The organism is Haladaptatus sp. DYF46, assembly GCF_021083305.1.
Classification (GTDB): Archaea; Halobacteriota; Halobacteria; order Halobacteriales; family Haladaptataceae; genus Haladaptatus.
Map to the genome: position 1 here is coordinate 1335483 of NZ_JAJFAY010000001.1, position 19259 is coordinate 1354741.

General features: G+C 62.2%; 20 protein-coding genes and 1 tRNA gene. 12 read left to right on the forward strand and 9 right to left on the reverse strand.

Annotation, left to right across the window (positions count from 1 at the left end; translation table 11 throughout):
• Positions 1-149: 149 nt before the first annotated feature.
• Both LJF34_RS07395 and LJF34_RS07400 read left to right on the forward strand, forming a co-directional pair.
• On the forward strand, positions 150-1217 hold the full coding sequence (locus LJF34_RS07395; RefSeq protein WP_231184235.1) for a M20/M25/M40 family metallo-hydrolase: 1068 nt from the start codon (positions 150-152) through the stop codon (positions 1215-1217).
• Between the two features lie 48 nt (positions 1218-1265).
• Positions 1266-1505: a hypothetical protein gene (locus tag LJF34_RS07400; protein ID WP_231184237.1), complete on the forward strand. Its 240-nt coding sequence runs from the start codon at positions 1266-1268 to the stop codon at positions 1503-1505.
• 7 nt (positions 1506-1512) lie between these two features.
• Here the strand turns inward: LJF34_RS07400 and LJF34_RS07405 are convergent, their stop codons facing one another.
• Positions 1513-2028: a hypothetical protein gene (locus LJF34_RS07405; RefSeq protein WP_231184238.1), complete on the reverse strand. Its 516-nt coding sequence runs from the start codon at positions 2026-2028 to the stop codon at positions 1513-1515.
• Positions 2009-2179, reverse strand: coding sequence for a hypothetical protein (locus LJF34_RS07410; RefSeq protein WP_231184239.1), 171 nt, complete (start codon positions 2177-2179; stop codon positions 2009-2011). Before LJF34_RS07410 ends, LJF34_RS07405 begins: the two co-directional genes overlap by 20 nt.
• Positions 2180-2328: 149 nt before the next feature.
• Here LJF34_RS07410 and LJF34_RS07415 point away from each other — a divergent pair, with 149 nt between their 5' ends.
• Both LJF34_RS07415 and LJF34_RS07420 read left to right on the forward strand, forming a co-directional pair.
• A complete protein-coding gene (locus LJF34_RS07415) occupies positions 2329-3717 on the forward strand; it encodes a M28 family metallopeptidase (RefSeq protein ID WP_231184240.1) in 1389 nt (462 codons plus the stop codon).
• Positions 3714-4466, forward strand: coding sequence for a creatininase family protein (locus LJF34_RS07420; protein ID WP_231184241.1), 753 nt, complete (start codon positions 3714-3716; stop codon positions 4464-4466). Before LJF34_RS07415 ends, LJF34_RS07420 begins: the two co-directional genes overlap by 4 nt.
• A gap of 51 nt (positions 4467-4517) precedes the next feature.
• Here LJF34_RS07420 and LJF34_RS07425 read toward each other — a convergent pair whose 3' ends face one another.
• Together LJF34_RS07425 and LJF34_RS07430 are read right to left on the reverse strand one after the other, a co-directional pair.
• Positions 4518-5063, reverse strand: coding sequence for a hypothetical protein (locus LJF34_RS07425; protein ID WP_231184242.1), 546 nt, complete (start codon positions 5061-5063; stop codon positions 4518-4520).
• Complete coding sequence (locus LJF34_RS07430; protein WP_231184243.1) at positions 5060-5833, reverse strand: AAA family ATPase; 774 nt, start codon at positions 5831-5833, stop codon at positions 5060-5062. Before LJF34_RS07430 ends, LJF34_RS07425 begins: the two co-directional genes overlap by 4 nt.
• 602 nt (positions 5834-6435) lie before the next feature.
• Here LJF34_RS07430 and LJF34_RS28880 point away from each other — a divergent pair.
• On the forward strand, positions 6436-6570 hold the full coding sequence (locus LJF34_RS28880) for a hypothetical protein (protein ID WP_255665752.1): 135 nt from the start codon (positions 6436-6438) through the stop codon (positions 6568-6570).
• Here LJF34_RS28880 and LJF34_RS07435 read toward each other — a convergent pair whose 3' ends face one another.
• The 3 genes from LJF34_RS07435 to LJF34_RS07445 form a co-directional block, all read right to left on the reverse strand.
• Positions 6571-8652: a CHAT domain-containing protein gene (locus tag LJF34_RS07435; protein ID WP_231184244.1), complete on the reverse strand. Its 2082-nt coding sequence runs from the start codon at positions 8650-8652 to the stop codon at positions 6571-6573. It abuts the gene before it with no gap.
• A 20-nt stretch (positions 8653-8672) separates the two neighbouring features.
• Complete coding sequence (locus LJF34_RS07440) at positions 8673-9359, reverse strand: hypothetical protein (RefSeq protein WP_231184245.1); 687 nt, start codon at positions 9357-9359, stop codon at positions 8673-8675.
• Between the two features lie 180 nt (positions 9360-9539).
• Entirely contained in the window at positions 9540-10721 is a 1182-nt protein-coding gene (locus LJF34_RS07445; RefSeq protein WP_231184246.1) for a Xaa-Pro peptidase family protein, read from the reverse strand.
• A 160-nt stretch (positions 10722-10881) separates the two neighbouring features.
• On the opposite strand from LJF34_RS07445, the gene LJF34_RS07450 reads away from it, so the two are divergent.
• The gene (locus LJF34_RS07450; protein ID WP_231184247.1) at positions 10882-11181 is read left to right on the forward strand and encodes a hypothetical protein; all 300 of its coding nucleotides are present in this window, start codon (positions 10882-10884) and stop codon (positions 11179-11181) included.
• Positions 11178-13556 carry an amino acid permease gene (locus LJF34_RS07455; RefSeq protein ID WP_231184248.1) on the forward strand — a complete coding sequence of 793 codons (2379 nt, stop codon included), beginning with the start codon at positions 11178-11180 and terminating at the stop codon, positions 13554-13556. Before LJF34_RS07450 ends, LJF34_RS07455 begins: the two co-directional genes overlap by 4 nt.
• A 435-nt stretch (positions 13557-13991) precedes the next feature.
• Here LJF34_RS07455 and LJF34_RS07460 read toward each other — a convergent pair.
• Positions 13992-14065: transfer RNA gene (locus LJF34_RS07460), tRNA-Tyr, on the reverse strand.
• Positions 14066-14194: 129 nt separating this feature from the next.
• Between LJF34_RS07460 and LJF34_RS07465 the strand changes: the two genes are divergently transcribed.
• The 3 genes from LJF34_RS07465 (at position 14195) to ftsZ (ending at position 16295) form a co-directional block, all read left to right on the forward strand.
• Complete coding sequence (locus LJF34_RS07465; RefSeq protein ID WP_231184249.1) at positions 14195-14743, forward strand: zinc ribbon domain-containing protein; 549 nt, start codon at positions 14195-14197, stop codon at positions 14741-14743.
• Between the two features lie 181 nt (positions 14744-14924).
• Entirely contained in the window at positions 14925-15104 is a 180-nt protein-coding gene (locus tag LJF34_RS07470) for a ribbon-helix-helix domain-containing protein (protein WP_231184250.1), read from the forward strand.
• A 3-nt stretch (positions 15105-15107) separates the two neighbouring features.
• Entirely contained in the window at positions 15108-16295 is a 1188-nt protein-coding gene (gene ftsZ / locus LJF34_RS07475) for a cell division protein FtsZ (protein ID WP_231184251.1), read from the forward strand.
• A gap of 114 nt (positions 16296-16409) precedes the next feature.
• Here the strand turns inward: ftsZ and LJF34_RS07480 are convergent, their stop codons facing one another.
• On the reverse strand, positions 16410-17378 hold the full coding sequence (locus LJF34_RS07480) for a TIGR00269 family protein (RefSeq protein ID WP_231184252.1): 969 nt from the start codon (positions 17376-17378) through the stop codon (positions 16410-16412).
• Positions 17379-17587: 209 nt separating this feature from the next.
• Here LJF34_RS07480 and LJF34_RS07485 point away from each other — a divergent pair, with 209 nt between their 5' ends.
• Together LJF34_RS07485 and LJF34_RS07490 are read left to right on the forward strand one after the other, a co-directional pair.
• Positions 17588-18487 carry a hypothetical protein gene (locus tag LJF34_RS07485; protein ID WP_231184254.1) on the forward strand — a complete coding sequence of 300 codons (900 nt, stop codon included), beginning with the start codon at positions 17588-17590 and terminating at the stop codon, positions 18485-18487.
• A gap of 216 nt (positions 18488-18703) precedes the next feature.
• Positions 18704-19213 (forward strand): plastocyanin/azurin family copper-binding protein, encoded by a 510-nt coding sequence (locus tag LJF34_RS07490; RefSeq protein WP_231184255.1) that lies wholly within the window; start codon positions 18704-18706, stop codon positions 19211-19213.
• Positions 19214-19259 lie beyond the last annotated feature (46 nt).

Below are 19259 nucleotides of genomic sequence, written 5' to 3' on the forward strand. Positions count from 1 at the left end.
ATTATATCCGGTAATATATGCTAATTTCTCATAGCTATCAGATCATCCCGAGGTATGTAATCTTTTGTGAAATTCAGGTATCTACGCGACCGAATCGACCGGTTTGCAGCGACCCGAACGGTTATCCCCCGTTCACTCCCGGTTTTCGCATGCACGTTTCGTTCGAGGACCTCGAAACGCTGGTGGAAGCGCCGGGCGCGCCCGGGAACGAATACGCCGTCGCGGACCGATTCGCCGACCTGATAGAACCGCACGTGGACGACGTTTCGTTCGACGTGATGGGGAACGTCGTCGCCACGAGCGAGGGCAGCGACTTCGAAATCATGCTCGCGGCCCACACAGACGAACTCGGATTCCTCGTCGAGGACGTGGACGAGGACGGCTTCCTCACCTTCCACATGCTCGGCGGGCACTACAAGGGGAACCTGTCGGGCCAGCGCGTTCGTGTCGGCCCGGACGGCGTTCTCGGCGTCATCGGCCCGCGCTGTCGACACTTCATGAGCGACGACGAGAAGGATGCCTTGCCGGAATCCCTCCGCATCGACATCGGCGCGACGTCGCCCGAGGAAGTCGCCGACATGAACGTCGAACCGGGCGATTACGCGATATGGGACTACGGCGTCTCCCGACTCGGAAACGACCGAATCACCGGACGGGCGTTGGACGATCGAATCGCGCTGGCCATCCTCCTCGCACTCGCCCGCGAGGAGGACGTGGACGCGACGGTCCACTACGTCGCCACGGTGCAGGAGGAAGTCGGACTCCGCGGTGCGCGGACGGCAGGGTATTCGTTGGACCCGGACGTCGGTATCGCGCTCGAAATCTTCCCCGTGGACGACTATCCCGCCGGGCGGGACGACGGCGTGAGCGCGACGGTGGACGGCGGTCCGGTGGTCGAGTTCGGGGACGGGACCTCCGAATACTTCTTCGGCGGCGTCATCGTTGACCGCCAGACGAGAACGTGGCTCCGCGATGCGGCGGACGCGGCGGACGTGGACCTGCAACACGACGTGATGCTGACCGGGACGACCGACGCTACCGAACTCCAACAGGTCCGCGGCGGCCGCTACGCGGGTGCCATCGCGGTTCCGTGTCGATACACGCACTCCCCGGTCGAGACCCTCTCGATGCGGGACGCGAACGAAACGGCCGACGTGCTGTTGTCCGCGCTACGGCGCGAGTTCCCGAGTCGGGACGAAATCCGTCGGCCGCGATAGGTCCGTCGTCGTCCCGCAACGTTCACAACGATTCTCCGACGGACCGGTATGCGACGGGTCCGAGGACCACAGCGCGGTTGGGCGAAGATAACCCTCGGCGTCTCGATACTCTTTGCGGTCGGCGTCTTCGTCTTCCTCTCGGTGCAGGGGTCGCCGATTCGCGGTGCCGGCGTGGGCCTCCTCATCATCGTGGCGGGGGTGTGGGAGTGGCGACGGAAACGAAGCGACCGGATTCGTGCCGAACGCTTCGAAGCCGAAGCGAAAGAAAATCAGCGGAAACGCCGCTAGTAGGGGCTCAATTTTCCGACGCATCGCGGCCGACTGCGCGGTCGAGACGCGCGCGGAGTTCGTCATCGAACTCGTGTGGGTCCGCTTCCGCCGTCGATTCGCCCGCGGAATCCGGTTCGGTGGCGTTCGGATCGGAGTCGCGTGAACTCCCGCTCCGCCCGCGAATGCGACGCCAAAGGACGCGTACACCGCGGTCGAGGGTTCGGCCGAGAAACGAGCCGATTTTGCGACCCAGAAACGCACCCAGTCGCGCCCCAGCGCCGCGTCCGTCGGCCTCCCGCGATTCGGTCCGGTTCGAGTCGGCGTCGTCCGTTTCCGACTCCGGCGGTGCGGAGAGGCCCAGTTCTATCGGCTCCAATCCGAGCGCCAGTTCCTCGATGTCGGCGGACACCCCCGTGAGTTCGAGCGTCAGTCCGCCGAGGCGGAACTGACGCTCCCGCCGCTCTCCGTCGGCCATCGAATCGGCGACGGTTGCAGTGCGCTCGTCCCCATCGTCGGACCCCTCATGTCCCTCCTTTGGCATACTGAATCACATCGGACGGTCGCCCGACTGTACGGCCCACGACGGGGTCCTTCCTGTATGCTTCGGCCGACGAGCGACGGAACGGCGAGACGACGGGTCGGTCCGACGACGCCGCCGCGACGGCCACTTCCCGGTCGTGGTTCGCCGCCACCCACCCCGCGGAACATACCGACGCCGCTCCCGATTTCGTCCATCCGAGCGGTTCACGGGAACTCCTGCAGTGCGCTCTACCCGTGCACGGATTTCTCCGAACCAAACGTACATCTGACGGGACGTCAATCGTGAACCCTACCACGTAAAATGACAACACTACCCACGACGATCGTCGGCGATGCGTACACGAGCACGCGGCACTGGGACCTCCTCTGTGATCTCGTCGACCTCGACAATCGGATGGCCGGACAGGACGGGGAGGCCGAAGGTGCCGAACTGGTGAAGGAAGCGTTCGAAGCGAACGGCCTCCGTGATGCGACCGTCACGGAGTTCGGCATCCCCGGTTGGTGGCGCGGGTCGAGCGGATTGACCGTGGAACACGACCGCACGCACGAGTTCGACGCCCAGCACGAAACCGTGGCCCTCCCCGGAACACCGAGCGGCGACGTCGAGGCGGAACTGGTCGACGTCGGCTACGGCCGCCCCGAGGAGTTCGAAGAAGCGGACATCGAGGGCAAACTCGTCATGGCGTCGAGCATGACCCCGGGCGATTACGGGCGCTGGATTCACCGCGCAGAGAAGTACGGGGCGGCGGCCCGCGGCGGCGCGGTCGGGTTCCTCTTCCGCAATCACCTGGACGGAAATCTCCCGCCGACCGGGAGCATCGGGAAGCGGGACGGTCCCGGCGACATCCCCGCCGTCGGCGTCTCGAAGGAAGTCGGCGACCGACTCGTTCGGTACTGCGGCAGCGGCGAGACGACGGCCCGGCTCACCGTCGACTGCCGAAACGAACCGACGAACTCCCGCAACGTCGAGGCCGTCGTCGGCCCCGATACGGACGAGGAAGTCCTCGTCACGGCACACGTCGACGCTCACGACGTCGGTGAAGGCGCGAACGACAACGGCGTCGGCACGGTTCTCGTCGCCGAAATCGGCCGCTTGCTGGTCGAGATGGAAGACGACCTCGAAACGCGGGTTCGTTGTCTCGTCTTCGGTGCCGAGGAGGTCGGCCTGTTCGGCGCGTACCGCTGGGTGGAAACACACGACATGAACGCCGTCAAGTGCATCTTCAACATGGACGGCGCGGGTTACTCGCGCACCGCCGACGTGTACACGCACGGGTTCGACCCGATGGGCGAGGCGTTCGCGGAGGTGCGCGACGAACTCGACGTTCCGGTCGAGATTCACGACGGAATCCGCCCGCACAGCGACCACTGGCCGTTCGTCCAGAAGGGCGTCGCGGGCATGCAGGGGCGGTCCGTCGCGGGAGAAAGCGGACGCGGATGGGGCCACACGCACGGCGACACGTTGGACAAACTCGACGTCCGCGACCTCCGCGACCTCGCCGTCGTGTTCACCGCCGGCGTGTGCAAACTCGCGGAGGCGGACCGGGAAATCCCGCACAAATCCGTCGCGGAAGTCCGCGACGCGACGGTCGAACAGGGGTTCGAGACGGGGATGCGAAACTCCGGAACGTGGCCGTTCGACGGCGATGAAACGGCGGATTCGGGACCGGCCCCGGGGGCGGACCGATGACGGTCCGACTCGACTACGAACCGTACGACCTCGGGGGTATGACGTGGGAGGACGCCGAGGAGGCGATTCCCGACGCCGATTTCGTCGTCCTCCCGACAGGCAGCGTCGAACAACACTCCCTCCACCTCCCGGTGACGGTGGACACGCTCCGTGCCGAATCCCTCTCGCGGGAACTCGTCGAGGCGGCACCGGACCACGACCTGTCGATGGTTCGACTGCCGACCCTTCCCTACGGCTACTCCGAACATCACATGAACTACGCCGGGACCGTCACGCTGTCGAGCGACACCTATCAGCGCGTCATCGAGGATATCGGCGAATCCATCGCGGAACACGGTGCCGAGCGACTTGCCGTCGTCAACTGCCACGGGGGGAACAACGCGCCGCTCACCCTCGCCGCGGACAGGATTCAGCGCGACCACGGCGTCAAGACGTCGCTCGTCCATTGGACGGATTTCGCACGAGACCGATTGGAAGAGCGGTTCGGCGAGGAATGGGGGCACGCGGGCGACCACGAGACGAGCGTCATCGAACTGTTCTATCCCGATCTCGTGAAGACCGAAAAGAAGGAACCGCAGGTCCGAACAGCGCGGTTCGAGGCGCGCAAGTACACCTACTTCGACGACATCACGGAACAGGGCGGGCGCGGCGACCCCACGCAGTCGGACCCCGAGTTCCTCGAAGACGTCGTCGCCGAGACGACCGAAACCATCCTCTCGGCGCTGAAATCGGACATCGAACAGGAATAACGGTTCGTTCGAGCGGGTCGTGGACCGTCCACCGCGTCCGGCCCGACGTGATTATTGGTTCAGTTGGTCGTCCAACCCCCACTCCTCGGCCCGCCGTTCGGCCTCCGCTCTCGCACGCTCCCGAATGGCCGCTATCTTCTCCTCGTCTTCGAGGAACGCTTCCACGGCGCTCGTCGGGGACGCGTCCGTTTCGTCGATCGATCGGTCCGGCGCACGGTCCCGCGTTTTCGCGGCCAATTCCGGATCGCCGGCCAGTCGCTCGGCGGGCATCCCCGGCGGAATCGCTCGTTCTTCCCGTTCCTGACCCGTTTCGCGTTCGTCCGGGGAGTGTCGATACAGTTCGACGCTGTACGGTCCGGGGACGGCGAGGTCGGCCACCGCTTCGGGACCGCCGCGACCGGTTCCGGTGTGGTGGGCCGCCACGGGAACGCCGTCTTCGAGGGTCAACACGCCGTACCCGTCCCCGTCGAGGAGGAGCGAATCTTGCGGTTTGAACACCGCACGGCCGGTGAGACCACGCTCCAGTGCGGTCGCCAGCGCTATTGCGGGGTCGCTGACGACGCGGGAGCGAACGAGTTCGCCGTGCGGTTTGGTCATGGTGTGTCTGGAATGACGGCGCTCCGGAAGCGTTCCGCAACGCGTTCCGATTCACCGGCCCGAACGTCGAGGGTCGAAGCCGCGGCGCGGTAGGCGCGTGCGGCGGCGCTTTCGGGCGCATGTGCGAGGAGCGGTTCCCCCGCCCGCCGCGCCGCCCGTGCCGCGTCGTCGTCGGGAACCGCGGCGAGCGTCGGTCCGTCGAAGTAGCGTTCGCTCTTGTCCGCTATCGGGCGAACGTCCTCGTCGTCGTGGACCTTGTTGAACAGCACGCCCGCGGTTCCCGTTCCGTAGGAGCGGGCGTACTCTTGGACCTTCAGGCCGTCGCTGAGCGACGGAATCGTCGGTTGGAGGACGACGACGATTCTGTCGGCGAGGACGATGGGGAGAATCGCGCTCTTGCTGCCGAGGGTAGCCGGTGAATCGAGCAGAAGGATGTCCGTGTCCGCCGCCAACGTCGCGACGACGTCCTGTAATCTGTCGGGGTCGGCGCGTTCGAACGCCGAGAGGCTGGTCCCGCAGGGAACGACGCTCATCCCGAACCGTTCGTAGACGGCCTCCTCGACCGATGCTCCACGGTCACCGATGAGCAAGTCGTGGAGCGTCGTCTCCACGTCCGTCAACCCCGTGTGAAAGAGGAGGTTCGCCATTCCAGTATCGGCATCGACGACGGTCACGTCGTACTCCTCGGCCAACGCCATTCCGAGGGAGAGCGTGCTCGTGGTCTTGCCGGTGCCACCTTTCCCGCTCGCAACCGCAAACGCCTCGACCATCGTTCTAGACTCCGGTCGCCATTAGTTAAAAATACATGCACTTCGGCAGGGAGAAAGAAGGGGGAACGAAGCTGGGATACTGATAAAAACGAGGAGTGACGTCGATTCGAGAGAAATCGACGCATAGCGTCGTCAGAGGAGACCAGACGATGCGTGCAACCGGTCAGGCGTGGCGACGCGGCCCGACCGGTCGGCAGTGGTCGGATGCGTGGCGAGCGGGTCGTCGAGACGAACGATACGTCGAAGTGTGACGTACGTCCATACTGGCCGAGTGGTGATTGGCAGTGGTGAGCCGTGTGCGTTTGCATCGGCGATCCGTCCGTATTGTACGCATCCGGACGAGATTACAATTTAGGTTATCTAAAAATTTTCTATCTGTTGCGCGGGTGTTAATTGTGTTCGTTTCTGAACTCATTCGGACATCGTTCTGAAACGAACACGTGATCGCACGTCGGATATCACTGCACCGTAGCGCAAGTTCACTCACGCGATACGCATCGTTCGCGATAATTAATACTCCATTACATTTATTATTGCAATTAATATATTTTATGTATTATTTAAAAAATTATAATTCAGAATAGATTCACTATTTGTATGCAATGTCGCAAACAAACACGATAGGCGATAAGCTGGCGAAGCACCCCCAACTGCTCGGCGTCCTGTGTACCCTCAGCGTACTGGTGATGCAGTTCGGAACCGTACTTGCGGGTGGCGGGGCGAACGGTGGGCCGTAATTAGTCCGACGTGAACAGGTCCGATTCGTCGCTCCAGTGTAGTTCCCCACCTATTTCTATCGGCAGTAGCTGCGTCGAGCAGACCGCACGCAACTGTTCGGTGGTCAGCACCAGCCTCGTCAGGGGTTCGGAGGCGAGATATCGCAGCCGTGACCAGACGTGGTCGAGATTCACGTGCGAACCGAAACCGAACAAGTCCGTCGGGTACGCGTTCACTTCGACGTCGAACCTGTCACCGTCCGTCCGCTCGACGCTGATGTGCCGTGGAATGCCTCGCTCGCTTTGGACCAGCGACAACCCGCCGTCGCCCAAGACGGTGTACTGATAACCGTGCGTCGAATGTCGCTGTGCGATGGACAGCGCGACCCGGAGCGGAAAACCACAGTTGAGAAGCCGTGCCAACGTCCGTCCGAGCTCCGTCGCCATCGGATTGCCGACCGGCGAGAGCGTCACGACGCCGCCGCGACTCCCTTTGGTGACGAGTTCGTGCCCCTGTTCGTAGGACTGACACGCGTTCAGGAGGAACGCGGAGGCGCCGACCTCCGAAACCGACTTCACGTCGAGCGGGCCGTCCGCACACAGGATGCCCGAGTCGTCGACGTGACCGATGTAGTGGACGAAGTCCGCCGACCTCGCCAGCAAGTCGGCGAACTCCTCACGCGACAGGTCGTAGTGGGCCGTCACGTCGAAGTCGAGGAGGTCACGCAGTCCGTACAGCTCCCGAACGGTGTCTTCCTCCATCATGCGTTCGTCGTTACAGACCACGTGGATGTCGATGGTGTCGTCGGACGGACGACGGTCGATACGCCGACGAAGCGCGCTCACGTCCAGTTTGTTGACCGTGAGCGGATACCCCGGTCCCGCCCACGCCTGCTCGATGACGTTCGACATCGGGTCCACCTGAAACACGTCCCGTTCGTCCACGGTGTCCCATCCGATCACACCGCGGGCCAACGCGTCCGACGACGGCGAGCGAAAGAACTCGGTCTGTGCGTCCGACATCGGTTTGATCGCCTTCGGCGTCGGCGTGTCGGGAATCCGAACGAGCGCGAGATCCTTCGCGAGATACGGGGTGTACTCGACGTTTTCGGCCGTCGGCGTGAGGTCGACACCCAAGCGCCAGTTCGGGATGTGCGATTCGAGCGTCCGGAACGGAACCGAGAGATACGCCGCGAGGCGCTCCGCGAGCGGCATCTCGTAGAGGTCCGCGAAGTCGAGGTCGACGAGGGGTTCGACCGCCTCGCGTTCGTGGAGTTCGACCGTGTAGTAGCCCTCCGTTCTGGTGAGACAATCGAGGAAGAACACCTGTCTGAGGGTTCGGTTGACCGTTTCGACGTAGCCGCCGGGACCCGTGAGCGACCGTTCGAACGACCCTGCAACGAGACGCGGGTCGCCCCCCGGAACGACCGATGCGCCGAGATAGTACGCGAGTGAAACGACCGGATACACGTGTTCTCGATCGGGCGGGACCACCAGTTTCACGTCGGTTTCGGGGGGGTCGAGGCTGGTCGGGGCGGCGAACTCGTCGCCGCGTTCGACCAGCGGCGGATGGCCGCGAAGCGTGGGAAACGACCGTTCCGGGGAGAGCGTCTTCAGCGCCGATCCGAACCGCGAGACGGCACGCATCGTATCCCGCACGTCGTCCGTGACGGTTATCGTCCCCGCCGGTCGGTCGTGAAAGGACCGCGCCCCGACACGAACCGCCGTCTTTCCGTCGAACGAAAAGCGAACGGTATCGTCCCGGTGTTCGAGGGTCAGACGACCGTTGACGAGAAAATAGAGTTTCATCGGCGTCGTGCTGAGTTCGACGAGATAGTCGTCCGAACCGAGGGTTCGGTCGCGTTCGTCCGACGTCTCGACTATCATCGTCCCGTTCTGTCCACGGAGCGCCACGGGAACGTCCTGCGGGATTTCGAGCGTCGGCGTCTCGATTTCGACGGCGGCATCGACCGGAAAATAGAACCCCGACGTATCGACCGGCGTCGGATGAACGGACTCGCCGGTGAACAACGCGAACCTGACGTTCTCTATGGCGTCGTAAATGTCGAGGCCGGCACGCTCCGCGTGTCGCCGAAACTCCATGGTACCCGTAGTATCGTCGCTTATGATAATTCTACCCAGTGTGTCGTCTCGTCGAGGTTCGGCACGTGCCAGCGTTGTTCGGCCCGTCCCGGCCGTTTTCGCAGTTCGATACGGGCATCGAACAGCGGCGATAGTTCCGCGACCATCGGGTCGTCGTCCGGGACGCGAAGGTGATAATGTGCCATTCCGCGGACGCCGCGAACGATGGCCGTGAGTCCGCGCAGGAACTGTCCCACCGAAACGAGGTCGTCGTTTATCTCCAGCATCCCGATCGAATCGAGTCCGAGACGCAGTTCGGCGGGCGCAAACCCGTCGTTTTGCTCCTCGTGTGAACTGATAGCCGAGACGACCTCCGAGCGAAACGTCTGGCGGTCGATGGTCAGTTGCTCGATGCTCGAACTGCGCGATGCCAGCCCACGATCCTCGGGTCGTCGGTCGATCACCCGCGTTTGTGGATCCTCGAAGGAGACCGGGAGATACGATTCCGCCGCGGGCGTCGACGGGTCCACGAGTCCGAGGACGCGTGTTCTCTCCCCCTGTCCGAAAAGCGTCCGACTGAACTCGGCGCTGGTCGTCTCGGGGACCTCGCCCGTGACGAGGAGGTTGCTACCGCTGGCCTTCAGACCGGAAAGCCACTCCGTGAACGTCACGTCTCGAACGGCGGAACTCTCGCCCGACTCGCTTCGAAACCTGAGGCGAGAAGTCATTGGTAAACTGAACGACGGAGGCCGAAATAAGGTTTCTGGAGGACGGTCCGTTCTGCCGACAAACAGGTGTGTTTCGATTCATATTCGGCGAATCGTATGAATCGCTCGTGGGGGCTTTCGAGGGCTGTTCTCTAGCGGTCGTTCCGAGAACGAAGTCATAACAGTCACGGGATTGCCACCTTACCAGCGAATGATGTTGGATTCCAAGTCACGGGGGAAGTAGGTCAGGGTCTCGGTGCCGTTTTCGGTGATTGCGACGGTGTCCGAGTGACGGTAGCCGTACGTATCGGTGTACAGACCGGGTTCGATGGTGTAGACGTGGCCGGGTTCCATCTCGGCGTCGCCCTCCTCGACGTGGTCCGACCAGCCGTGGTCGATGTACGGCGGTTCGTGCGCGCCCATGCCGATGTTGTGGCCGACGTGGTGGCGCGCGAGGTCGGAAACGCCCTGTTCCTCGTAGTAGTCGGACACGAGTTCGTCGACGTATGACAACGAAACGCCCGGGCCGAGCGCGTCGATGGCGATGGTCTGGGATTCGAGCATCAACTCGAAGTAGTGTTCCTGTTCGTCGGTCGGGTCGCCGACGAACATCGTCCGCTCCAGTTCGGAGTGGTAGCCGTCGACGTTCGCGGCGGCACCCGTGATGAGGACGTCACCCTCCTCGATTCGGCGGTTCGCGGTGTGGCCGTGGGGAAGTGCTGTCTGCGGACCGGTGATGTAGCCCGCGAAGGCCGGGCCGCTCCCGCGTGTGCGCGGAACGTACCGGTCCCCGAGCGTGTCGAGCATGGCGCGGGAGGCGTCCGTCGACGCCTGCTGGCTGGCGGTGGCCGGATGGACGCCGGGTTCGGTGTAGTCGGCGAGGTACCGATGGGCGAGGTTGCCCCATCGCGCGGACTCGCGGATGAGGTCGATTTCGGCGTCGGACTTCGCCCAGCGCATCCGGTCCACCCAGCTCTGCGTTTCGACGTCCACGAACTCCGAGAGTGCAGGGCCGCTGTAGCCCATCACGCCGGGTGCGCCGTCGGCGTCCGCCACGACGGAATCGACACCGAGTTCCGAGAGCATCTCGACGGCCACCGCGATCGGCTTGCCGCCGGGGTAATCGAAGTAGTGGTGAACCGCGTCGATTCGGGGGTTCGACTGAACGCGCTCGACTTCGAGGCGCGGCACGGTGATTTCGATTCGGTCGTCCGTGACGGCGAGGACGACGGGTCGCTCGGTCTGGATGTGATCGAAGCCGGTGAGATATTCGATGCTCGTCGCGCCGAACCAGACGCCGGCATCAGCGCCGTGGTCGCGTATCTCCTCGCGAACGGCGTCGAGACGCGTTTCGAACTCGGAATCGGGAAGCCGTGTGGACATGCAAGTAGATTCATAGGTACGGAGTAAAAGCGTTGACCTGCCGGAAAGGCGTCCCAAACCCGAACGGAAGTTCGAAACGCCACGTTTCCGTCCCTGTACCGCCGGCCTAATCGGGTTTCGAGGGGTATGCTTTACTGGTCGGATGGTGTGGGTGTGTCGAATGATTCCGTCCGACCTCGCGGTCCAAGCCGGGTCGGCGATACCGGAGCAGACGGTGCGGGCAGTCATCGGGACGACCGACACGGCGACGGTCCTCCAACTCCAGACCTCGCTACTGGCCGGACTTGCGCTCACGGTCGTCGCGTGGCTGGCGCTCGTGCTGGTCGTCGCTCACGGGCGCTACGTCACGGAGGCCGTCGCCGCGGGCGAGTACGAGAAGGGACCGTTCGCGGAGCGGGGGTCCGGGAAGGACTCGGACGCTAACGCCGACGAACGAGAGCGAGGAGGAGACGCGGAATGAGCGACGGCGGTTCGCCGTTCGGCGAGACGGAGGAGGTCGAGGGGGCGGATTTCGCCCGCGAACTCTCATTGTTCGACATCGTCGTCATCGGCATCGGCGCGATGGTCGGCGGGAGCATCTTCGTGCTGACGGGGTTGGCCGCGGGGGAGTCCGGCCCCGCACTCGTGTTGGCGTTCGCGCTCAACGGCTTCATCACCATCTTCACCGGAATGGTGTACGCGGAACTCGGGAGCGCCTTCCCGGAACCCGGCGGTGGTTACCTCTGGGTTCGAACCGCGTTGGGGCGCTCACAGGCGTTCATTTCGGGATGGATGAGTTGGTTCGCCCACGCCGTCGCGGGGTCGTTGTACATCCTCAGTTTCGGGTCGTTCCTGACGCTCATCATCACGGAGTACTTCAGCGTTGCGACGTTCGGCCTCTCGCCGCTCGACTTGCAGAAGCTGTTCGCGGCCTTCGCGGCCGCCGTCTTCACGTACGTCAACTATCGCGGTGCCAAGGAAACCAGTCGGGCGGAGAACGTCGTCACGGTACTCCAGTTGGCCGTACTGTTCGTCTTCATCGCCTCGGGCATCGCGGCGCTGGTCGGCGACCCGAACCCGGCCGTGAACTACGAACCGTTCCTCCCGAACGGCGTCGGCGGCGTCTTTCTGGCGATGGGGCTGACGTTCATCGCCTTCGAGGGCTACGAAATCATCGTCCAGTCGGGGCGCGAAGTCGTCAACCCGCACGAGAACATCCCGAAAGCGGTCTTCTACTCCATGCTGGTCGTCGTGACCATCTACATCCTCGTCGGCGTGGTTTTGCTCGGTGCAGTACGAATCACGCCGGAACTCCTCAGGACCGCCCAGCAGACGAACAGCATCGGCGGGAGTACGGTGCAGAACCTCCCGCCGAATCCGGCGCTGTGGCAGGTCCTCGGCCACCTCGGCGAATTCGGACTCGCACAGGCCGCCGGACAGTTGCTCCCCTACGGGACGCTCGTCGTCCTCCTGACCGGAATCCTCTCCGCGCTCGCGGCGCTCAACGCGACGACGTTTTCGAGTTCCCGCGTCGGGTACGCGATGGGAAACGACCGGGTGTTCCCCGACATGTTCAGTCGAATCCACCCCGACCACCATACGCCGCACGTTTCCGTCCTCCTCTCCGGCGCGCTCATCACCGTCATGGCCGTCACGCTGCCGCTCGCACAGGTCGCGGCCGCGACGGACCTGATGTTCCTGCTCCTCTTCTTGCAGGTTAACTACTCGATGATACGGCTCCGGCGCGAACACGGCGACGAACTCGATTACGGCTACGTCTCGCCGTACTTCCCCGTCGTTCCCATCATCGGCATCCTCACCAAACTCTTTCTCGCCGTTTACTTCTTCAACTACAGTCCCCTCGCGTGGTACATCGCGGGAGGGTGGATTCTCGCCGGATTCGGCGTCTTCTTTCTCTATTCCCGCGGTCGGATTCGGGAGACGGAAATCGCCCGGGAAATCCGCGTCGTCTCCGAGGAGCGCTACCCCACCGAGCGCTCGAACCGAGTACTGGTTCCGATAGCGAACCCGGAAAGCGCGAAACCCCTCGTCGAAATGGGTTGTGCCATCGCGCGGCGAAACGACGCCGAAGTCGTGTTGACGAGCATCGTGACCGTCCCCGTCCAGACGCCGCTCGAAGACGGACAGCGATTCATCGGCGATCAGCGCGAGATGTTGGCCGACGCGGTGCAGTACGCGCCGGACGACGTTCCCGTCCACCGAACCGTGACGCTCGGACGGAGCGTCGGACGGAGTATTACGAACGTCGCACGCCAACGGGACGCGGACCTCGTCTTACTCGGGTGGCGCGGGAGGCGAAAACGGACGCGGGAGAACGTCCTCGGGTCCACCCTCGATTACGTCGTCGAAAATCCGCCGTGCGACGTGGCGGTGGCGAAGGTGGTTCCGGACGACGAACCCGAGGAGGTACTGGTCCCCGTGGCGAAGGGACCACACTCGGCGTTTGCGACCGACATCGCAGCGGCGTTTGCGGAGGCGTGGGGCGCGGACGCGACGTTATTGCACGTCTTGGAACCGGACGGGAACGGGTCGGAGGACGTGATGACCGAACGCCAGTGGGAACTCGTCGAGGAGGGTCTCGACGTCTCGACGGTACTCGTGTCCGACGACGACGTCGCCGAGTCGATTCTCGCGTACGCCGACGAGGAGGGAATCGACACGATAGTCGTCGGCGCGGCCCGCGAGGGAATCCTCCGTCGAGTCATGTTCGGCGACATCCCCGAACGCGTGGGCGAACGATTCGCCGGGCGGACGGTGATGGTCAAGAAACACTCACCCGCCCGTTCCGCGATTCGACGATGGGCCGGGAAGTGGGTCGGTCGGAGGAAGGAGTAAACGGAGAAAACCGAAGCTAGCTGGCCGTAGACTGGATGGTCTGCATCCGGAAACCGACCGTAATACAGTGATAGCGCCGTCCGTTGACACGATGTATGATTTTTACATACGCCCGAAATCATATTGCCAAAGGCAATTGTCAAAGAACGGTAGTATCGGAGAGCAGTCCGCTCCCCGATTTGAACATCGTGAGACGGTCCGGGCGTGTGGCCCTGCGGGCCATTCCGGGCATGCGACTCACAGGCTCAAATGTGTCGGTTAGACGATTTTCGTGATACGGTCTCACTCGCGACGCTCGTTCGACATTCGTCACGAAAAGTAGTTCGACCTCCCCGATTTGAACATCGTGAGACGGTCCGGGCGTGTGGCCCTGCGGGCCATTCCGGTCATGCGACTCACAGGCTCAAATCGTGTCAGTCAAGTTTATAAAACAAATCCGCCCTCCCCGATTTGAACGGGGGACAAGTCGATCTACAGTCGACTGCTCTACCAATCTGAGCTAAGGGCGGGCACGCACTTTCACCTATCCCGGTCACGGACTTAAGAATTATTATTCTCCTCGGTGTGACCTCTACACGGAAAGGTTCAAGTATGTTAGACCCGGTATATCCGGAAACGGACGCATTCGGACGAAAAACATGAGTAAAATAACATTTCGGGCGGACGACGACCTCGTGGACGGAATCGAATCGCTCGACGCCTCCAAGAGCGAGGTGATGCGCGAAGCGCTTCGCGCATATCTGGACGCACCCGAGCAACCGCCCGAGCAATCGGACGACGAGGGGAGCCTCGATGCCGTCGTGGCCGACCGCGTCGACGAACTCGTCGAGCAGCGACTCTCCACGGAGAAGGCTCGAATGCGCGATACCGGACGGGACATCAACGTCAACGTGACCCTCGACGGTGCAGGGACGACGACGCACGAAGAATCGTCAGTCCGAACCGAAGACACGGCTCGACCCGAAGAACCGACGCGTCAGACGGCCGCCGACACGGAGCGGACGGAGAACGCCTGCCATCAGTGCGGCGAACACGTCGACTCGGGACACGTTTACTGTCCCAACTGCGGCGAAAAAGCGAGCCACCGCGTGTTCTGTGACTGCGGCGACGAACTCAGGTCCGACTGGGCATTCTGTCCCGGTTGTGGCCGACGAACGCCATCGGCAGACGTTTTAGACTCGTCGTAAAACGATTGTTTTACAATCGCCGTTAATTATATATGCTGGGACTATGTGGATACTTCTACGTAAGACGATTGTCTTACGCCATCGGTAAACGGTCGAATCCGGGAGTTTCGACCGCTATATCGGCGTAAGACGGGTAAAAACAACAACTGCGTGTCGTCTTACCAAATAAGGGGAACCTACTATGGAGCGCGTGACACTACGAATCCCAAAGCAACAAATCGAAGAAGTCGAACAGATGGTCGAAACCGGTGAATTCCCGAACCGAAGCGAAGCGATTCGGGCCGCGGTGCGAGACATGCTCAACGAGCATGACGAAGCCGGCACCGAAACCACGAACAAACGCACGTGGGCGAAGGTATAATCGATGCAGGATATCGTCCAAGAAGCGCTGGAGAACGCGGAAAGCGAACAGCGCGAAATGGAAGCGGCGACCGCCAATGACGAGTTCGGCGACCCGCGGATCGTCATCGTCGGGTGTGGTGGTGCCGGGAACAACACCATCAACCGACTGTACAACATCGGCGTCGATGGTGCCGACACCGTCGCCATCAACACCGACAAACAGCACCTGAAGATGATCGAAGCCGACACGAAGATCCTCGTCGGCAAATCCCTCACGTCAGGTCTGGGTGCGGGCGGGGACCCCTCGATGGGCGAGCGCGCCACCGAGATGGCACAGGGAACGATCAAAGAGGTACTCGGTGACGCTGACCTCGTGTTCGTGACGGCCGGCATGGGTGGCGGAACCGGGACCGGCGCGGCACCCGTCGTCGCCAAAATCGCCAAAGATCAGGGCGCAATCGTCGTCGGAATGGTCTCCACGCCGTTCAACGTCGAGCGTGCCCGCACGGTGAAGGCCGAGGAAGGTCTCGAAAACCTTCGCAACGAGGCCGACTCCATCATCGTCCTCGACAACAACCGCCTGCTCGATTACGTCCCGAACCTGCCGATCGGCAAGGCGTTCTCGGTCATGGACCAGATCATCGCCGAGACGGTCAAGGGAATCTCGGAGACGATCACCCAGCCGTCGCTCATCAACCTCGACTACGCCGACATGTCCACCATCATGAATCAGGGCGGCGTCGCGGTGATGCTCGTCGGCGAGACGCAGGACAAGAACAAGAGCGACGAAGTGGTTCGCGACGCGATGAACCACCCGCTCCTCGACGTGGACTATCGCGGCGCATCGGGCGGGCTCGTCCACATCACGGGCGGTCCCGACCTGACGCTCAAAGAGGCGGAAGGCATCGCGGCCAACATCACCGAGCGTCTCGAAGCGAACGCCAACGTCATCTGGGGCGCGCGGATTCAGGAGAACTACAAGAACAAAGTCCGCGTCATGGCCATCATGACCGGCGTGAAGAGCGCACAGGTGCTCGGCCCGACGACGCAGAAACAGGCCGACCGCTCCCGCGAAAAGATGCGCGACGTCGACGCGCAGTCGTACGACGCGAGCGACAGGGTCGAACAGAGCAACGGAACGTTCGGTGCCCAGAGCGACGGCGGCCGGAACGAACTGGAAAAGAACAACGGCCTCGACGTCATCCGGTAATCTAGAGTTTTCGTCTTTCCCTCGTCTTCCGTTTTTTGTCTCACTGTCTCCATTCGAGCGCGGCAATCGTTCCGAGGGCGATGAACCTCGTCGAGAAAGTACGTTTACAGTGAGTCACACCGCGTGAATCGCGTCCACGAGCGAACATTTCCGGCACATATCCTGCGTCGTGGGCGCGCCACAGCGTTCACACTCGTTGAGTTCGCGTTTGCCCTCGCCCGCGCCGAACTCTCCCGCGGCGAGTTTGGCGAGTTCTTCGTACCCGGCCATGATGGAGTGGCGCGTTCCGGGGTGGTTTTCCTCCAGCGACAGCATCAACTGCTGAATCTCGCCGCGATAGGCCTCGCTGGAGTGGGGACACTCCGTGATGTGCGCGGGAAGGTTTTCGAGGTGGGCGTACAGCGCGACTTCCTTTTCGGGCACGTCGCGGAGGGGTTTCGCCCGCGGGACGAACTCCTCCTGCTCGCTCCGCTCGTCGAACCCGGCCAGACTCGCATCGAAGTGCTTCGCCACTTGGGCGACGTCGCCCTCGAGGAAGTTCATCAGCGCCGTTTCGGCCTCGTCGTCCAGGTTGTGTCCGGTGAGGAGTTTGTCCGCACCGTACTCCTCGGCGTACTTCGAGAGCAGGTCCCGTCGGAAGACGCCGCAGTACGCACACGCGGCCATGTTCTCCGGGTCCTTCTCCACCACGTCATCCATTCGAAGGTCGAACTCCTCCTCGTAGCTGACGACTTCGTGTCGGATGTCGAGGTCGTCGGTGAGTTCGAGACAGGCGTCGAGACTCTTGTCCCGGTAGCCCTCGATACCCTCGTGAATCGTCAGCGCGACGAGTTCGATTCGCGGGTCCTCGGCGAACGTGTCGTGGAGGATTTTCGTGAGGACGACGCTGTCCTTGCCGCCCGACAGGCCGACGAGCCATACCTGTGGGTCGTCCGGTGTCGCCGACGCGGGCAACAGGTCGTCGTCACGGATTCGCCGTCGGAGTCGTTTCTCGACCGACCGACAGAAATGGTCGTCACAGAGATGCAGGCCCGAATAGGCCGCGTGCATCACGGCTTCCCGGTCGCACTTATCGCAGTCCATTACGTGTCGGTTGCGTCGCGGGGCGTTTCACGGTTTCGCTCCGTCATAAATCGGATGATGCGATAGCAAATCGCCGTCACCACACCAGCGACACCGTTTTTCCGGCCGTGAAAATCGCTTATTCGGAAATGGAAGTATATTTTTAGTTTTTATTTCTAGAAAATAAATATAAATTATTCTTGTTCGAACGTCTGTTTGGGTCAAAACAGATGACCGATACAAACCGCACGGGGACGGACGCGCGCCTCGACCGCCGTTCATACCTGAAAGCAATCGGAGCGGGCAGTGCTCTCTCGTTCGGGAGTGGCGTTGCTGGCGCGACAGCATCGACGACCGACTACATCTACGTCCCACACGGGAAACGAGTACGAAAGGAGAACGTAATCGCCCACGAGGGACCGAACCGAGACGTGTCTCCCGGAGACGTGGCGACGACGCGCACACAATCGGAGACGGTTACGACACAGAAACGACCGGTCGTCCCCGACGTGCATCAGTGGCTCGCGTACACCTACGCTGCGTACAACTCCAACGACGGAAACGGGTTCAAGCGATATCAGGGATACTTCGTCGTTCCGGAGTCACCGCCCGTTTCGGGGAATGTCAATTTCCTCTTCCCGGCGTTTCAGGACGAAAACGATACGACCATCGTGCAACCGGTTCTCCAATGGAACTGGGGTTCGTACACCGATCGCTGGACGTACGCGGCGTGGTGGGGGCCGGACAGCAGCGGGGCGTACCACCACGGGCCGGTCATGGCTGCCGACCCCGGCGACGCACTCTTCGGCTACATGAACGTCGACAACTCGAACGGCGGTCAGTGGTACATCGAACTACAGAACCAGACGAAAGGAACGTCGTCGGACATCGACACGGATTACCTCACGCTCGATTTCACACACGCGTTCACGACGCTCGAAGTCGCGGGCTACAACTGGGGAGGCTGTGACCAGCTTCCGGGATACACCACCTTCTACCAGCAGTCATACGAGAACTTTGCGGGACAGGGAGTGACGGTCAACTGGAGCGAAATCGTGAACTCGAACGCACAATGCAACGTCAATCCGGAGGTGAGTTCGTCGAGCAAGACGACGATCTATACGTCCTGAGTTCCGCCGTTTCACCGAACCGACGCGAACCATCACGGGTCGGCTGGCGGATGAAGGGCAAAACAGGCAAGTGACTTCGAATGGAAACGGCTAGCCAACGCCACGGGGACGGACAATGACCACCGACACAAGTCGTGTGGGGGATGTCGGATGCGCAGCCGTCTCCGACGGGGGAACCATGAGATTCGAACGAGAAACCATCGTCATCCAAAGTGGGTGAGCAAGTCGGGAGCGCACTCGGCGACATCGTACAGCAAGGGGAACCCGCAAGCCAGCAACACCCTGATTCCGAAGGGGGCGAAGGGATGGAACAGCGACGTGTTGCAACCCGGCCAGTCGTACACGCACACGTTCACGACGAAGGGGACCTACGACTACTACTGTATTCCACACAAATCGCTTGGGATGGTCGCCCGAATCGTCTGCGGAAAACCGGGCGGCCCCGCCGAAAGCGGGTCGATTCCGAGTTCCGACGAACCTGACAACGGGATAGTTCCGCCGTCGAGCGCCATCGTGAAGAAGAACTCCATCTCGTTTCCGTACGTTCCGAATACGGGCCACGGTGGGCCACCCGCCCTGTTTTGGGGCGGCATCGGGATTTTCTCGCTGACGAGCGTCTACCTGTTTTCCGTCTACGACCGGAAGTCGGGACGCTACGACGATTCGTCCGAAACGGACTTCGAAATCGCATCGGATAGCGAGACGGAAGACACCAGGGACGAGTGAGCCGCCAGTAGTTGTCGGCATAACTGATTCATAAGGAGAGCAGATG

Coding starts and splice junctions, on each gene's coding strand:
- LJF34_RS07395 (WP_231184235.1), top strand. CDS start 150: ATGCACGTTTCGTTCGAGGACCTCGAAACGCTGGTGGAAGCGCCGGGC.
- LJF34_RS07400 (WP_231184237.1), top strand. CDS start 1,266: ATGCGACGGGTCCGAGGACCACAGCGCGGTTGGGCGAAGATAACCCTC.
- LJF34_RS07405 (WP_231184238.1), bottom strand. CDS start 2,028: ATGCCAAAGGAGGGACATGAGGGGTCCGACGATGGGGACGAGCGCACT.
- LJF34_RS07415 (WP_231184240.1), top strand. CDS start 2,329: ATGACAACACTACCCACGACGATCGTCGGCGATGCGTACACGAGCACG.
- LJF34_RS07420 (WP_231184241.1), top strand. CDS start 3,714: ATGACGGTCCGACTCGACTACGAACCGTACGACCTCGGGGGTATGACG.
- LJF34_RS07425 (WP_231184242.1), bottom strand. CDS start 5,063: ATGACCAAACCGCACGGCGAACTCGTTCGCTCCCGCGTCGTCAGCGAC.
- LJF34_RS07430 (WP_231184243.1), bottom strand. CDS start 5,833: ATGGTCGAGGCGTTTGCGGTTGCGAGCGGGAAAGGTGGCACCGGCAAG.
- LJF34_RS28880 (WP_255665752.1), top strand. CDS start 6,436: ATGTCGCAAACAAACACGATAGGCGATAAGCTGGCGAAGCACCCCCAA.
- LJF34_RS07435 (WP_231184244.1), bottom strand. CDS start 8,652: ATGGAGTTTCGGCGACACGCGGAGCGTGCCGGCCTCGACATTTACGAC.
- LJF34_RS07440 (WP_231184245.1), bottom strand. CDS start 9,359: ATGACTTCTCGCCTCAGGTTTCGAAGCGAGTCGGGCGAGAGTTCCGCC.
- LJF34_RS07445 (WP_231184246.1), bottom strand. CDS start 10,721: ATGTCCACACGGCTTCCCGATTCCGAGTTCGAAACGCGTCTCGACGCC.
- LJF34_RS07450 (WP_231184247.1), top strand. CDS start 10,882: ATGATTCCGTCCGACCTCGCGGTCCAAGCCGGGTCGGCGATACCGGAG.
- LJF34_RS07455 (WP_231184248.1), top strand. CDS start 11,178: ATGAGCGACGGCGGTTCGCCGTTCGGCGAGACGGAGGAGGTCGAGGGG.
- LJF34_RS07465 (WP_231184249.1), top strand. CDS start 14,195: ATGAGTAAAATAACATTTCGGGCGGACGACGACCTCGTGGACGGAATC.
- LJF34_RS07470 (WP_231184250.1), top strand. CDS start 14,925: ATGGAGCGCGTGACACTACGAATCCCAAAGCAACAAATCGAAGAAGTC.
- ftsZ (WP_231184251.1), top strand. CDS start 15,108: ATGCAGGATATCGTCCAAGAAGCGCTGGAGAACGCGGAAAGCGAACAG.
- LJF34_RS07480 (WP_231184252.1), bottom strand. CDS start 17,378: ATGGACTGCGATAAGTGCGACCGGGAAGCCGTGATGCACGCGGCCTAT.
- LJF34_RS07485 (WP_231184254.1), top strand. CDS start 17,588: ATGACCGATACAAACCGCACGGGGACGGACGCGCGCCTCGACCGCCGT.